The 13,652-nt window shown below is 73.2% G+C and carries 13 protein-coding genes; 4 read left to right on the forward strand and 9 right to left on the reverse strand.

Translation table 11 applies throughout. The annotated features are described in order from the left end of the window. Window positions 1-11 precede the first annotated feature (11 nt). Window positions 12-1,487 carry a hypothetical protein gene (locus tag BKA14_RS42545; protein ID WP_184956373.1) on the forward strand — a complete coding sequence of 492 codons (1,476 nt, stop codon included), beginning with the start codon at window positions 12-14 and terminating at the stop codon, window positions 1,485-1,487. A gap of 19 nt (window positions 1,488-1,506) precedes the next feature. Here the strand turns inward: BKA14_RS42545 and BKA14_RS42550 are convergent, their stop codons facing one another. Both BKA14_RS42550 and BKA14_RS42555 read right to left on the reverse strand, forming a co-directional pair. After that, window positions 1,507-2,250, reverse strand: a complete 744-nt coding sequence (locus tag BKA14_RS42550; RefSeq protein ID WP_184957280.1) for an SDR family oxidoreductase — start codon at window positions 2,248-2,250, stop codon at window positions 1,507-1,509. Between the two features lie 109 nt (window positions 2,251-2,359). Then, window positions 2,360-2,779, reverse strand: coding sequence for a hypothetical protein (locus BKA14_RS42555; protein ID WP_184956374.1), 420 nt, complete (start codon window positions 2,777-2,779; stop codon window positions 2,360-2,362). A gap of 110 nt (window positions 2,780-2,889) precedes the next feature. On the opposite strand from BKA14_RS42555, the gene BKA14_RS42560 reads away from it, so the two are divergent. Beyond that, complete coding sequence (locus BKA14_RS42560) at window positions 2,890-4,251, forward strand: M20/M25/M40 family metallo-hydrolase (protein WP_184956375.1); 1,362 nt, start codon at window positions 2,890-2,892, stop codon at window positions 4,249-4,251. A 35-nt stretch (window positions 4,252-4,286) separates the two neighbouring features. Beyond that, on the forward strand, window positions 4,287-5,351 hold the full coding sequence (locus BKA14_RS42565) for a DUF3616 domain-containing protein (RefSeq protein WP_184956376.1): 1,065 nt from the start codon (window positions 4,287-4,289) through the stop codon (window positions 5,349-5,351). 4 nt (window positions 5,352-5,355) lie between these two features. On the opposite strand, the gene BKA14_RS42570 is transcribed toward BKA14_RS42565, so the two are convergent. Next, window positions 5,356-7,227 carry an FtsX-like permease family protein gene (locus tag BKA14_RS42570; RefSeq protein ID WP_260416702.1) on the reverse strand — a complete coding sequence of 624 codons (1,872 nt, stop codon included), beginning with the start codon at window positions 7,225-7,227 and terminating at the stop codon, window positions 5,356-5,358. A gap of 10 nt (window positions 7,228-7,237) precedes the next feature. After that, window positions 7,238-7,981: an ABC transporter ATP-binding protein gene (locus BKA14_RS42575; RefSeq protein ID WP_184956378.1), complete on the reverse strand. Its 744-nt coding sequence runs from the start codon at window positions 7,979-7,981 to the stop codon at window positions 7,238-7,240. A gap of 140 nt (window positions 7,982-8,121) precedes the next feature. Here BKA14_RS42575 and BKA14_RS42580 point away from each other — a divergent pair, with 140 nt between their 5' ends. Then, complete coding sequence (locus BKA14_RS42580; protein WP_184956379.1) at window positions 8,122-8,568, forward strand: hypothetical protein; 447 nt, start codon at window positions 8,122-8,124, stop codon at window positions 8,566-8,568. Here BKA14_RS42580 and BKA14_RS42585 read toward each other — a convergent pair. The 5 genes from BKA14_RS42585 to BKA14_RS42605 are packed head-to-tail and all read right to left on the reverse strand — an operon-like array spanning window position 8,561 to window position 13,529. After that, complete coding sequence (locus BKA14_RS42585; RefSeq protein ID WP_239092624.1) at window positions 8,561-9,577, reverse strand: LLM class flavin-dependent oxidoreductase; 1,017 nt, start codon at window positions 9,575-9,577, stop codon at window positions 8,561-8,563. The genes BKA14_RS42580 and BKA14_RS42585 overlap by 8 nt on opposite strands. A gap of 13 nt (window positions 9,578-9,590) precedes the next feature. Further along, window positions 9,591-10,379 carry a glycosyltransferase family 2 protein gene (locus tag BKA14_RS42590; RefSeq protein WP_184956381.1) on the reverse strand — a complete coding sequence of 263 codons (789 nt, stop codon included), beginning with the start codon at window positions 10,377-10,379 and terminating at the stop codon, window positions 9,591-9,593. Continuing rightward, window positions 10,376-11,341: a glycosyltransferase gene (locus tag BKA14_RS42595; RefSeq protein ID WP_184956382.1), complete on the reverse strand. Its 966-nt coding sequence runs from the start codon at window positions 11,339-11,341 to the stop codon at window positions 10,376-10,378. Before BKA14_RS42595 ends, BKA14_RS42590 begins: the two co-directional genes overlap by 4 nt. Beyond that, entirely contained in the window at window positions 11,332-12,429 is a 1,098-nt protein-coding gene (locus tag BKA14_RS42600; RefSeq protein WP_184956383.1) for a glycosyltransferase, read from the reverse strand. Before BKA14_RS42600 ends, BKA14_RS42595 begins: the two co-directional genes overlap by 10 nt. Beyond that, window positions 12,426-13,529 carry a glycosyltransferase gene (locus BKA14_RS42605; protein WP_184956384.1) on the reverse strand — a complete coding sequence of 368 codons (1,104 nt, stop codon included), beginning with the start codon at window positions 13,527-13,529 and terminating at the stop codon, window positions 12,426-12,428. The genes BKA14_RS42600 and BKA14_RS42605 overlap by 4 nt, the downstream gene beginning before the upstream one ends. Between the last annotated feature and the right edge of the window lie 123 nt (window positions 13,530-13,652).

The following is a 13,652-nucleotide window of genomic DNA, read 5'->3' on the forward strand; positions in this document are numbered from 1 at the left end:
GAGCTTGCGCCATGGCCGACAGCCCGACCACCCGGACCGACACCCCGCCGCCGCCTCCGCCGAAGCCTCCGGAGCAGGGGCCCGCGCCGGACGTCCAGCAGAAGATGGACACCCTGCGGGCGCAGCGGGAGGGCAACACGACGCCCCACGACCAGGGCGGGGTCAAGCCATCCGACCGGACACCCTCCCGTGGCCTCGAGCCGACCCCAGACTTCCAGCAGAAGCTGGACGCGTTCCGCGCCCACAAGGAGGCCAAGCAGGACGCCGGCCAGTACGTCGACCACCGCGCGGAGAAGGCGCAGAACACCGCGGCCCGCCACGCCGACCGGCCCACGGCCGGTCATCAGCGCGCCGCCGAGGGTCACGTCGCCCCCAGGACCGCGGAAGCATCGAAGGCCACGCCGGCCCGGGAGGCGGTGGCGGGAGAACGGCCGGGCGCGCCCAACATCGAGCGGTTCCAGCCGCCGCCACGGGGCCCCGGAGGCGAAGCCGGAGACCGGCGCCTTCATCAGGCCCAGCACCTGAAGCCTGAAGCCGATCTGCGGGGCCAGGCTCCGCAAATCCGGGCGGCGGAGAAGAACCCAGGCGAAAGGCCGCAAGGCGCGCACTACCGGGATCCCGGCCAGGATCAGCCTCGGGCTGACCGGAGCGAGGTGCAGCGGCAGGGCCTTCGTGACGCGGTTGCCGACGCCAAGAGCCGCAGGCTGGAGAACGCGGTCGGATTCGACCAAGCGACGGGCAGACCGGGCGAGCAAACTGGTGGGCGGCCTGAGCCGATCGTTGTGATCGGCGGCGACCAGCTCTTCAAGTCCGACTACCTCGACGCGGTGCGGCGGAGGGCGGAGAATCACGAGAAAGCTGAATACCGGATGGATCCGGCCGACGTCGTGGACGCCGACAGTCTGACCGTGGAGCAGATCGATGCGATGAAGGCCCAGGGCGCCCGCATCGTTGATCTCGGAGACGGCGACCCCGACGTGGTCGACCCGTGGGTGAAGAGCCGCACGGACGAGCAGCGGGACCGAGCGTCCGCGCCGCTGACGCCGGACTCGGGGGACGGTGGCTCGGGACGGTATGAGCACTACCAGCCGCTCTTCGAGAAATACCCTGAGCCAGGCAGTCGCATCATGACCGGTGACATGCAAGAAGCCCGGGTAATACCGGCCGCGGCGGAAATGGGCCCGGATGTGCACACCTTTGACGCTTTCCCCGACGAGGACCACAAGCCGAACCAGTTGGCGCAGAACATCGGGTGGACCGGCAAAATCGCCCTGGACAACGCGGGTCACCCAGGTCCGGACGGCGTCTGGCGGCCGGACACGTACACCATCGGCTATTCGGAAGAGGCGCGGAACGGTAACGGGCCGGGCGACTTCTCGACCATGGAGGACGAGGTGCACCGGGATCTCGGCGCCTGGCGTCAGGGCGTCGACCGGGGTGACAACGCAGTCTTCCCCGACCCGTACCTGCCGCCGGACGGCAGGTGAGATCTCCGAGGCCGATCGGCTAGCCGGAGGTGTAGCCGCCGTTGACGGTGATGCGTTCGCCCGTGATGAAGCGGGAGGCGTCGGAGGCCAGGAAAGCCACCACGTCGGCGATGTCCTGCGGGGTGCCGATGCGGCCCAGCGGGATGCCGGCGACGTAGTCGCGGGTGTCGTCGTCGGTGAGGGGGCCGTGGCGTTCGACCGGGATCCAGCCCGGGGCGACCACGTTGACCGTCACGTTGTCGCCGCCGAGTTCGCGCGCCCACGTGCGGGCCAGGATGAGCTGGGCGCCCTTGGCGGCGTTGTAGGCCGAGAAACCGGGCAGCGCCCGTTCCGTCATCTCGGAGCCGATGTGGATGAAGCGGCCGCCACCCAGGCGCCGCATGTGCGGGAGCGTGGCCTGCAGCAGCAAAGTCGGGCTTTTCACAAAGAACGTGAGCTGGTCGAGGTGGTCCTGCCACGTCACGTCCTCGGCCCGTGCCTCCGGTTGCGGGCCGGTGGCGTTGGCGACCACCACCCGTACGGGGGCCAGGGTCTCCTTCACCTCGGCCGCGAGCCGCCGCACCTCCTGCTCGTCGGTCACGTCGGCCCGGAAGGCGGCCGCCGTCCCACCCGCGGCCACGATGCCGGCTACCACGCGGGCCGCCCCGTCCGCGTCGGAACGGTAGTTGACCGCGACCGGCCACCCGTCCGCGGCGAGGCGCCGGCAGAGGTGCGCGCCGAGGCCGCGCGAGGCCCCACTGACCAGGACACTTCCCACGTTCATCACGGCACGAGGCTAGCCCTGCGGGCACGCTGGGTGGCTCCGGCGGTGGGTTCCGGGGCCGTTGGTGCCGGTGGGCGCGTCGGCCGGTCAGGTGATGCGAGGCGGGAGGTCACTCGCGACCGGCGAGCGCCAAGGCGACGTCCAGCTCGTGCAGTTTGGCCGGGGACAGGCGGCCGGCTCGCTCCAGCAGCGACTCCGCGTCGACGGTCGTGTCCCAGGTGCAGAAGATTGTGCCGTCCTGGGGCAGCGCCAGCCGGACCACGCCGCTGTGCGCCAGGCCCTCGTCGGCCCCGAAGAACACCTCGATGCCGATGGCCCGCGTGTCCGGGCCGGCCGTCGCGAGGATCCGGCGACGCTCGCCGACGTCGACCGCCTGTTCCCCGGTCATCAGGACGAACCCCAGCTTCTGCGCCGGGGTGGCCGGTTCGACGATCTGGATGGCCGCGAACTCCGGCCCCGCCCCGCCCGAGAGCAACACGACGGGCCGCTTCTCGTCGATCTGCGCCCACCACACCTCGCCGCGTTCCACACGCCCCCCAGGGTTCCGGTCGTCTCAGCGTTGCCGACTGACACGCTATACCGGCCGCAGAGATCGATGACTGTAGACATCTGCCCATCTGGTGGGACAGAGTGAGGGGCATGGCCAAGTCGAGTCGGCGTGCGTTCTTGTCGGTCAGCGCGGCTGCGGCGGCCGCGCCGCTGGTGGCGGGGGAGGCCCGGGCCGGTGGGGCCGCTCCGAGCCGGGAGTTGCGCGCGATCCTGCGGGAGATCGACCCCGCGCGGATCGAGGCGATCGTGCGCAAGCTAGTGTCGTTCGGCACCCGGCACACGCTGTCCAGCCAAGATGATCCCGTACGGGGGATCGGGGCTGCTCGGGACTGGATTTTTGCCGAGCTGCAGCGTTGTGCCGCGACCTCCGGGGGCCGGATGACCGTGGAGCTGCAGTCGTTCGTGCAGCCGGTGTCGCCGCGGGTGCCCGTGCCGACCACCATCACCAACGTGATCGCGACCCTGCGGGGCAGTGTCACCCCCGACCGGACGTACGTCGTGACGGGGCACTACGACTCGCGGGTGACCGACGTGATGGACGCGGTCAAGGACGCCCCGGGCGCCGACGACGACGCCTCCGGGGTGGCCGTGGCGATGGAGCTGGCCCGCGTGCTGGCGACCCGGCGGCCCGAGGCCACTATCGTCTTCGCCGCGGTGGCCGGTGAGGAGCAGGGGCTTTACGGCTCCGACCACATGGCGCAGGTCTACCGTGACCGCAACACCGACGTCCAGGCCATGTTCAGCAACGACATCGTGGGCACGGGCGACGCGCACGACGGCACCCGGCCCGCCAACCGGACCGTGCGGCTCTTCGTCGAGGGCGTGCCCACTTCGGAGACGGCGGCCGAGGCGACCGTCCGCAAGAGCGTGGGCGGCGAGAACGACGGGCCGTCGCGGCAGCTGGGCCGGTTCGTCAAGGACGTCGAACCGGAGGGCACCGACGTGCGGGTGATCTGGCGCCGGGACCGTTACCTGCGGGGCAGCGACCACATCTCGTTCCTGCTCCGGGGCTATCCGGCGGCCCGGTTCACCGAGCCGCGCGAGAACTTCGCCCACGAGCACCAGGACGTACGGGTGGAGAACGGCGTCCAGTACGGCGACCTGATCGAGTTCTGCGACTTCGGCTACATCGCGCGGGTGGCCCGGATCAACGCGGCGGTGCTGTGGTCGCTGGCGCAGGCGCCCGGCACGCCGCGGGGCGTGGTCATCGACACGACGCAGCTGACCAACGAGACGACCCTGCGCTGGGAGCTGGGCACCGAGCCGGACCTGGCAGGCTACGAAGTGGTGTGGCGCGAGACGACCGCTTCCGACTGGGAGCACTCGCGAGCCGTCGGAAAGGTGACGACGGTGACGATCGACCTGTCGAAGGACAACGTGTTCTTCGGCGTACGGGCGGTGGACACCGAGGGACACCGCAGCCCGGTCGCGGCACCCAAGCCGTCCAGCTGAGTCCCTGAGTGGTCTTGCGATGACACGATCGGACCATGACGCTCGATCACACGGTCCGGCTGCGCTTCGGGGACAAGTCGCGCGCCGCGGCAACCCATACCAACCTTTCCGCCGTACGGCTCGACGGGCCCGTGCTGTGGATCGCGGGCGACGAGACCGCGACGGTGGAGCGGCTGGTCGCCGACAACCCGGAGGCCCCCACCGAGTTCGGGGCCGAGACCACGTACCGCCTCGGGGACTTCATCAGCCTGCCCGGCACCGACATCGAGGAGGAGGCTGACGTCGAGGGGCTGGCCCGCACCGGCCACTTCCTGTGGGCGATCGGCTCGCACAGCCTGCGGCGCAAGCAGATCAAGGACCGGCACGTGGGTGAGAAGGCGCTGCGCCGGCTGGCCCGCATCGAGGGCCAGGAGAACCGCCAGATTCTCGTACGGCTCCCGATCGCCGACGTCGACGGGCTGCCCACGCCCGTACGGGAAATCGACATCGACGGCGAGAAGCACTACGCGGCGGCCCTGGGCGGTAAGGACGACCTGCGGCACCTGCTGCGCAAGGACGACCACCTGGCGCCGTTCCTGCCCATCCCCGGCAAGGACAACGGGCTCGACATCGAGGGCATCGCGGTCAGCGGCGACCGGGTTTATCTGGGCCTGCGCGGGCCGGTGCTGCGGGGCTGGGCGTTCGTGCTCGAACTGCGCCCCTACATCGACCCCCACGAGCCCGACCGGTTGCGTCTGCACGAGTTCCCCGACGGCTTCACCTATCGCAAGCACGTGCTGCGGCTGGACGGCCTGGGCGTGCGTGACCTCTGCCCCGACGGCGACGACCTGCTGATCCTGGCCGGCCCGACGATGGACCTGGACGGGCCGGTGCGCGTCTACCGCTGGCACGGCGCCTGCCGCTCCGAGCAGCCGACGATCGTGCGGGGCGACCTGATCAGCCGGGTGCTCGAGCTGACGTTCGGCGAGGGCGACGACCACGCCGAGGGCCTGAGCAACTACGGCGACGGCCGCCTGCTCATCGTTTACGACAGCCCGGCCGCCGTCCGCCTGACCGAGGACGACGCCGTCATCGCCGACGTGGTCCGCATGCCGTCCTAGCTGCTCACTCGCGGGCGGCCAGCAGCGTCACGGGGGCCTGGCGGGTGGCCGACCACGACGTGATCAGGCTGGTCAGGCCGGTGACGGTCAGGGCCACCAGCGCGACGCCGCCCACCAGGGGCCAGGGCAGGGTGAGGGTCGCCGTGCCGGTCACGGCCGACGTGGTGGCCAGCACGGCGATGAGGGCGCCGCCCGCCGCGAGGGCTCCCAGCACCAGGCCGGCGCCGGTGACCGCGTACGCCTCCAGCAGCGCCGCCCGGACCACCTGCCCGCGGGTCAGGCCGGTCACCCGCGCCTCGGCGAACTCGCGCCGCCGGGTGGCCGCGCCGATCACGATCGAGTTGATCACGCCGATCAGCGCGTACAGCCCGCCCAGGCCGAGCACGATCAGCATGACCTTGCGGTTGGTGTCGTCGCGGCCGGCGGCGTCGGCCCGCAGCCAGTCGTCCAGGTCGGACACCGGTCCCGTGCGGGCCAGCGCGGCCCGCACGGCGGCGCGGTCGGCGCCCGGCTCGAGCGCCACGAACGACAACGCGGACGCCTCGGCCAGCTGCAGCGCGGGCACCAGACCGGGCGGCAGCAGCAGGTTGGCCCCGCCGCTCATGGTGGTCGGCACCGCACCCGTCACCGGCAGTTCGCCCAGGTCACCGCCGGGCAGGCGCAGCCGCACCGTCCCGCTTGCGGGCACGTCACCACCCGGCCCGGCCACCACGGCCCGCCCGCCGAGCGTCACCGGGGTGCCGTGGACCGCCGCATACGCCGCCGGGTCGACCACCAGCACCGAGACGCCCTCCGACTCCTCGTCCTCACCCTGGCCGTACGTCAGCTCGCCGGGCAGGGACAGCTCGGTCGACGCCGTGGCCACGCCGGGCACTGAGCCGAGCGGGCCGCGGCCCTCCACCACGAAGTCGGCGTGGGTGGTCCGCTTCAGTTCGTCGACGCCCGCGGCCGTGAACGACGCCCCGGCCGCGGTGTTGCCCACCACCAGCGCGACCAGCACGATCAGCGGGGCCGCGACCGAGGCCGAGCGGCGGCGCGCGTCGCGCACGTTGGCCCGGGCCAGCGAGCCCAGCACCCCGCCCCCGAACGGCATCACCCGGGCGATCACGGGCACCAGCAGCGGCGCGAACGCGACCACGGCCACCGAGGCCGGCATCGCGACGTTCATCGCCATCGCCACGCCACCGGCCGGGCCGCCGTGCGGGGCCACAATGATCAGCGCCAGCGCGCCCCCGAAGAACAGCAGGCCCGCGATCCAGCGCCCGGCGGTCATCACGCGGGCCGCCGCGCCGGTCTCGCGCAGCGCCTCGAGCGGCCGCACCCGGGCCGCCCGCCGCGCGGCCACCAGCACCCCGGCCACCGCGAGCAGCACCCCCGTGCCGAACGAGACGCCCAGGATCCACATGCGCCACTGACCGGTGAAGCCCTCGGGCACGAACGCGAACCGCCGCATCAGCCACGCCTGCAGGGCCATCACCTGCAGACCGGCCGGGATGCCGAGGCTCGCCCCGGCCAGGCCGAGCAGCAGCGCCTCACCCAGCAGCAGCCGGCGGACCTGGCCGCGGCTGCCCCCGACCAGGCGCAGCAGGGCCAGGTCGCGGCGGCGCTGGTCGACGGTGAACGCGAAGGTCGAGCTGATCACGAAGCCGGCCAGGAAGACCGCTCCGCCGAGCACCACGCCCAGCATCGCCACCGCGGCCGTCGTGCCGTCGGAGATCTGCATCCGCTGGGCCTCGCTCAGGCCGGGCGGCGGGTCGTAGGTGGCCGCCGAGATCAGCAGCAGCAACGACGACTGCACCAGCGCCACCCCGAGGGCGACCGACAGCAGCGCGCCGACGAACAGCGTCCAGCGCTGGGCCAAGCCGGCCCGGCTCATCCCCAGCATCTCAGCGCTCCCATGCCGCGAGGCGGTCGGCGACCTGGTGGGCGGTGGCCCCGGCGAGCATGTCGACCACCCGGCCGTCGCGCAGGAAGACCACCGAGTCGGCGCGGGCCGCGGCGCCCGGGTCGTGCGTGACCATCACGATGCTCTGCCCCGCGTCGGCCATGGCCCGCAACAGGTCCAGTACCGTCCGGGCGGCGGTGGAGTCGAGGGCGCCGGTGGGCTCGTCGGCGAAGAGCACCTCGGGCCGGGTCACCATGGCCCGCGCGATCGCCACCCGCTGCTGCTGCCCGCCGGAGAGCTCGCGCGGCCGGTGCCGGGCCCGGTCGGCCAGGCCCACCGCGTCGAGGGTGGCGCGCACCTCGGATCGGCGCGGACGCTGCCCGGCCAGCCGCAGGGGGAGCGCCACGTTCTGCTCGGCGGTGAGCGCGCCGATCAGGTTGAAGCTCTGGAACACGAACCCGATCCGGGTGCGGCGCAGCGCGGTCAGCTCGGTGTCGCCGGCCGCGGTGAGGTCGGTGTCGCCCAGCAGCACCCGCCCGGAGTCCACCTTCTCCAACCCGGCCGCGCAATGCAGCAGGGTGGACTTGCCCGAGCCGGACGGGCCCATCACCGCCGTCCAGCCGCCCCGCGGGAACTCGAGTGTCACGTTGTCGACCGCGTGGACGGCCGCGGCGCCACGGCCGTAGACCCGGCTCACGCCGTACAGGGAAATGGCGGTGTTCTTGGTGGTCAGCGTCGTCGTCATGGAAGAAAACGCTATTGCCGGACGGCCGCGAAGTCGCTACGGCCAGCATCCCGGCCCGGGTGGTGCTAGGCCCACCACCGGGGTGGGGTTGAGTGCCGCTACTCAGGTTCGGGCGCGCGCCGATTCATAGGTTCTTACCCATGACGAAGCGACGGAAGTTGGTCTGGACGGCGGCAATCCTGACGGCGGCGGTGGCCGGGGCGGGGGTGGGCACCGCGGTGTGGGCCGACCCGCTCAAACTGCCGGGCAGCCACACGGTCGAGGTGTACGCCCAGGACGACGAGCTCACGGGGGAGACGCAGAGGGACCCCGGGCTGTTCCGGATGTGCGACGCCGACACCTACTACGCCGAGGAGGGCGACCGGAAGCTGTGCATCGTGCTCAGCGGCCCGCTCGGCGAGGTCGAGGCGCAGCGCAAGGACGGCAAGGTCACCGTGGCCGCGGGCGACGTGGCCGGGCTCGAGCGGATCGCCGCCGCCAACCCCGGCGCCACCACCCTGGTGCTGATGGGCAGCGGCCCGTCGGCGCGGATCCCGGTCACGAGCCTCGTCGAGGGGCAGCCGGTGACCGTGCCCGCCCTCAGGTAGCGGGCCGCCACCCCAGCGCGGGCCCCAGATGGGTGGCGATGTCGGTGAGGATCTGCACGTAGTCGGCGTGCTCGAAGCTGAACGGCAGCGCGAACGCCACCTCGTCGATCTCGCGATAGGCCGCGTGCGCCTGCAGGCGGTCGGCGATCTCGGCGGAGGACCCGAGCAGGTCGGGCGAGAAGAGCATCCGGGCCGGGCCCTGCGGTTCCCTGGTACGGGGGGTGCGCTTCTCGACGTACGCGGAATATTTGGCTTTCTGCCCGGCGGACGCCGAATCGGTGGGGATGACGACCAGGCCCTGGGAGACCCGGGCCTGCTCACCCGCCGGGTGGTGCTTACGGAACGTCCGCACGTGCGACAGCTGGATCTCGGCGAAGTCCTCCGCCTCTTCGGCCTTGACCACGCTGCTGGTCAGGAAGTTCATGCCGTGCTCGCCGGCCCATTGCGCCGAGCGCAAGCTGGCCCCGCCGTACCACATGCGGGCGCCCAGACCCGGCGAGTGCGGCTCGACCCGGCTCGAGAACACCTCGACCACACCCTGGGCGCCGCTGAGATCGGTGACCTGCTCGCCCCGGACGAAACTGAGCAGCCGCTCGACCCGCCGATAGCTGAAGTCCTCGGCGTCGGCGGTGTCCGGATACAACGGCTCCTTGACGCTGTCCCAGTTCATCGGCGGGCCGACGCTGACGCCGGGGTTGATGCGACCGCCCGAGAGGACGTCGACGGTGGCCAGATCCTCGGCCAGGCGCAGCGGATTCTCCCAGCCGAGCGGGATCACGGCCGTGCCCAGCTCGATGCGCGACGTGCGCTGCGAGGCCGCGGCCAGCACGGCGATCGGCGACGAGATGCCGTACTGAAGGTGGCGGTGACGCAGCCAGGCACTGTCGAAACCCAGCTCCTCGCCCAGCTTGATCACCTCGAGCGTGGACTCGTGACCGGGCCGCGGGTCGTCGCCGTCGAACAGGCCGATGGTCAGGAACCCGAGCTTGCGCAGTGGTCGCGACGTCACGACGCCCAGCATGTCACGACCGCTGCCAACCGGTCGGTGTGTGCTCGATGACACCGGCCTCGGCGAACGCGTCGAGCCAGCCCTGCATCGGCCAGAAGCCCCACCGGCCGGCGAAGCGGCGACCGTTGCGCAGGATGTCGTCGAGGTGCTGCCACGGCGGGGACGAGGTCGGGTGGTACTGGTGATAAGCGTGGGCGCCCCCGGTCCAGACCAGCGGCACGCCGGCCTGCCGCGCGGTCCAGGCCAGGTCGGTGTCCTCGCCGCCGTAGCCCTCGTAGGCCTCGTCGAAGCCGCCGAGCACGCTCCAGGTCTTCGCGGTGACGGCGAACGAGAGCGACCAGAACAGCCGGTAGTCGTCCGGGCCGGCCACCACGTTCTCCCCGTCGGGCGGGGACGGCCGGGCCGCGTGCGGTGCGGTCAGCGCGGGCAGCGCGTCCGCGTGCTCCGGCCGCACCCCCTCCGGCAGATAGGTGACCGGTCCGCACAGCAGGGCGTCCGGGTGGGCGTCGGCCGCCGCCCGGTAGCGGGCGAACAGGCCGGGGCCGGGCAGGCAGTCGGCGTCGAGGAAGACGAGCAGGTCGGCGTCGCCGGCGGCGAGGGCCCCGCGGTTGCGGCCGGCCGCGAGCCGCATGCCGTACGGGCCGGGCGGGACGTGCAGCACCTCGGCGCCTCCGAAGGCCGGGGGCGGGTCGGCGTCGAGCCAGACCACGATCCGCCGTACGGGCTCGGCGGCCAGCAGCCGCTGCTGCCGGCGCACGTGGTCGAGCCGGGCCGTGGAACAGAGCGTGATGACGGCGGTCATGCGCCCACCTGCGCGATCGCCTCGGCGGCCCGGCGCGCGGCACCGGTGACACCCCACTGCGACCAGTCGGGCCGCAGGCTGCGGGCCTGGTCGAGCAGCGCGGGCCACTCGTCGGGGCCGGGCCAGGCCGGGCGCACCACGGCGAGGCCGCGGCCGGTCAGGATGCGGCCGGTGGCGACCTGCTCGTCGAACGGGCGGGGCTGCGGCACGACAACGGCACGGGCGCCCGCCGCGGCGATGTCGGCCACGCTGTTCTGCCCGGCGGCGGCCACGACGACCTCGGCGCTCTGCAACGCGTCCCAGGGGTCCTCGATCCAGGTCCGCGCCGAGCTGCCGGCCAGCTGCCAGCGGGCGTCGGGGGTGGCCGCGGCGGCGGCGGCGAGGTCGCGTTCGGTCACGCCCCCGCCCAGCACCAGCACCGTGCCGGGAGTCGCGCCGACCTCCCGCGTACGGCCGTCGAAGCGGGAGATGCCGCCCACCTCGACCAGGGCCGGCTGCGCGGGGAGACCGTGCACGCCCGCGGGCCAGGGCGCCAGCACCCGGCTCGCCGACGCGTAGGCGAGCCGGTGCGGGGTGTCGCTGCGGTCGCCGGGCTGGGTGACCACGACGGTTGCGACCCCCAGGAGCCGTACGAGCAGAGCCACCTCGACGGAGACGTCCACCACGAACCGGTCGAAGCGCCGCTCGGCCAGGGCGCCCGTGATGGCCGCGAACCGGCGCGCGTGCCCGGCGTGCCCGAGCGGCGCCCAGTGCAGCAGCCCGCCCACTGTCGGATCCGCGCCGGCCGGGTCGCCGTCGTCGTCGCGGTCGAGGCGCACCCAGGTCGTCCCGGCCGGGAGCGTGCCGGGCCGCGGCAGCGAGCTGAACACGACGACCTCGCCCGGCAGGTGCGGCCGGACCGCGCGGAACCGGGTCAGGTGCCCCGCGCCGTGGTGGTGGATGTACCAGCCGGTCAGACCCATGCGTCGGCTCCTGCCTGGTCGAAGATGGTTTCCAGCTCGGCCGCCCGGCGGTCGAGGGAGAAACGGGCCAGCGCCTCGGCCCTGGTCCGCCGGCGGTCGCGGTGACACCCGCTCGCGAGTTGTCCGGCCGCCCGGGCCAGGGCCTCGGCGTCGCCCATGGGCACGAGCCGGACCGCCGGGGCGGTGCCCGCGACCTCGCCGACGCCCCCGGTGTCGAACGCGGCAACCGGGGTGCCCGTGGCCAGCGCCTCGGCGATGACGAGCCCGAACGGCTCCGGCCAGAGCGGCGTGACCAGGGCGCAGGCGCTGCTGCCGACGAGGTCCGCCAGTTCGGGCTGGCCCAGCGGCCCGAGGTAGTCCACGCCGCGGCCGAGGAACGGGCGGATGTGCTCCTGGAAGTACGCGACGTCGCCCACCCGGCCCGCGATGCGCAGCCTCCGGCCGGTCAGCCGGGCCGCCTGCACGGCGACGTGCACACCCTTCTCCGGCACGATCCGCCCGAACCACACCAGGTCGCGTCCGCCCGGGCCGAGACGCCAGCGGTCGGCGTCGACGGCGTTGGGCATGACCCGCGCCTCCACGCCGTGCTCACGCCACTCGGCGGCCGTGTGCGCGCTGACGGCGAGCAGCTTGCCGTGATGCTGGGCCGAGCGGGCCGCCGCCACCAGCCGGGGCAGCGGCGGGGTGTGCAGGGTGGTCACCACGGGCACGCCGAGCCGACCGGCCCAGGTCAGGGGCTGCGGGTGCAGGCTGTGGTTGTCGACCAGGTCGATGGTGTCCCGATGGCGGCGGATGAAGTCGAGCGCCGCCTCCAGGGCCGGGAGCGCCCGTTCGAGATGCCCCGGCGGGAACGTGGAGTCGGTGGCGTCGCGCTCGTCGGGCCAGACGACGGCGGGCAGCCGGAACTCGGCCGGGCCGTCCTCGAGGAACTGCGAACCCTCCACGGCGCAGAGCAGGACGCGATGCCCGCGGGCGCGCAGCATCCGCACCCGGTCCCACACCATCGCCTCCAGCCCGCCGGCGTGCGGTTCCCGGATGGGGTGCCGCAGCGGCGCGATCACGGCGATGGTGCGTCGGCGGCGGCTCACGCGACCTTCCCCGTACGGCTCAGGGCCCGCTCGTAGAGGGCGGTGTGGGCGGCGGTGATCGCGGCCGCCGCGGCCACGCGCTGCCGGCGCCGGTCGGCCTGACGCACCGCGCGCGCGGCCGAACCCGGACGGGGCGTTCCGGTCAGGAGCCGCCGTACGGCCTCGGCCAGCGCGGCGCCGTCACCCGCGTCGAAGAGCGCGAAGTCGTCCGGATGCTGTTCGCTCGCGAACCCGACGGGCGGGCCGGCTACGGGCACGCCGAGATCCCAGCAGAGCTCGGCCCAACCCGAGTGGGTGCCCGCGCGGTAGGGCAGGATCGCGACGTCGAGGTCGGCGATGGAGCGGGCCAGAGCGTCGTCGCCGAGCCGTTCGGTCCGGCGCAGCTCGGTGGTGTCGCGATGCCGGGCGATCAGTGCGCCGACCTGGTCGCGGGCGGCCTCGTCGCGGACGCGTTCGTTCACGTGCACCCGGCCGATCGCCACGACGCCCCGGGCGCGCAGCCGGTCGACGGCATCGAGCAGGGTCGCGACCGTACGGACGGCGTCGGTGCCGGGGCGGATGTCGCGCAGGTGCACGCCCAGCACGTACGGGTCGGAACCGGTCCCCGCCGGGGCCTGCGCGTCGAGCGGCAGCACGTGCGGGTGCGGGATGACTTCGGCCGTGCGGCCCCAGCGCCGCTCGATGGCGGCGGCCGCGCCCGGCGTCAGCGTGACCAGCTCGTCGGCGGCCGGCACGAGGACGTCGAGGTGCTCGCGATGCGGGGCCTGGTCGGTCAGCTGCGGGTTCTCCAGGTCGTGCAGCGTGTAGACGAGCGGGCGACCGGCGGCGCGCAGCGCGTGGACGAGCGAGCGGAGGTGGCTGGTGGGGTACGACTCGGTCCCGAAGTGCACGTGCATGACGTCGAAGCGGTCCGCGTGGGCGGCGACCCACGCGGCGTCGCACATCACCGGCGGCCACCAGCGGCCGTCCCGCGCGCCCGGCGGCGTCGGATCGGGCAACACGCCTATACCGGTTCCGGAGAGCACGTTCCGCACGTACGGGTGACCGGCCGGCACGGAAGCGACCTGGATCGCGGATACGGCTGGAGCGGTGAGCGTCATCGGGCGTCCTCGCAGGTCGGTCGGGCAGATACGACCAACGCGAGACCGGGAGCCGTGTCGAGAGGGTCGGCTCGCCTATTCCCTTGCCGTACGGAAAATAATGCTGTTCGACGACAAGATCAC

Source organism: Paractinoplanes abujensis, from assembly GCF_014204895.1.
In the GTDB taxonomy this organism is placed as follows: Bacteria; Actinomycetota; Actinomycetes; order Mycobacteriales; family Micromonosporaceae; genus Actinoplanes; species Actinoplanes abujensis.

What these genes read in the sequence shown, in the direction of transcription:
- BKA14_RS42590 (WP_184956381.1), bottom strand. Translation starts at nt 10,379, where the DNA reads ATGACCGCCGTCATCACGCTCTGTTCCACGGCCCGGCTCGACCACGTG.
- BKA14_RS42545 (WP_184956373.1), top strand. Translation starts at nt 12, where the DNA reads ATGGCCGACAGCCCGACCACCCGGACCGACACCCCGCCGCCGCCTCCG.
- BKA14_RS42580 (WP_184956379.1), top strand. Translation starts at nt 8,122, where the DNA reads ATGACGAAGCGACGGAAGTTGGTCTGGACGGCGGCAATCCTGACGGCG.
- BKA14_RS42565 (WP_184956376.1), top strand. Translation starts at nt 4,287, where the DNA reads ATGACGCTCGATCACACGGTCCGGCTGCGCTTCGGGGACAAGTCGCGC.
- BKA14_RS42605 (WP_184956384.1), bottom strand. Translation starts at nt 13,529, where the DNA reads ATGACGCTCACCGCTCCAGCCGTATCCGCGATCCAGGTCGCTTCCGTG.
- BKA14_RS42575 (WP_184956378.1), bottom strand. Translation starts at nt 7,981, where the DNA reads ATGACGACGACGCTGACCACCAAGAACACCGCCATTTCCCTGTACGGC.
- BKA14_RS42595 (WP_184956382.1), bottom strand. Translation starts at nt 11,341, where the DNA reads ATGGGTCTGACCGGCTGGTACATCCACCACCACGGCGCGGGGCACCTG.
- BKA14_RS42570 (WP_260416702.1), bottom strand. Translation starts at nt 7,227, where the DNA reads ATGAGCCGGGCCGGCTTGGCCCAGCGCTGGACGCTGTTCGTCGGCGCG.
- BKA14_RS42560 (WP_184956375.1), top strand. Translation starts at nt 2,890, where the DNA reads ATGGCCAAGTCGAGTCGGCGTGCGTTCTTGTCGGTCAGCGCGGCTGCG.
- BKA14_RS42550 (WP_184957280.1), bottom strand. Translation starts at nt 2,250, where the DNA reads ATGAACGTGGGAAGTGTCCTGGTCAGTGGGGCCTCGCGCGGCCTCGGC.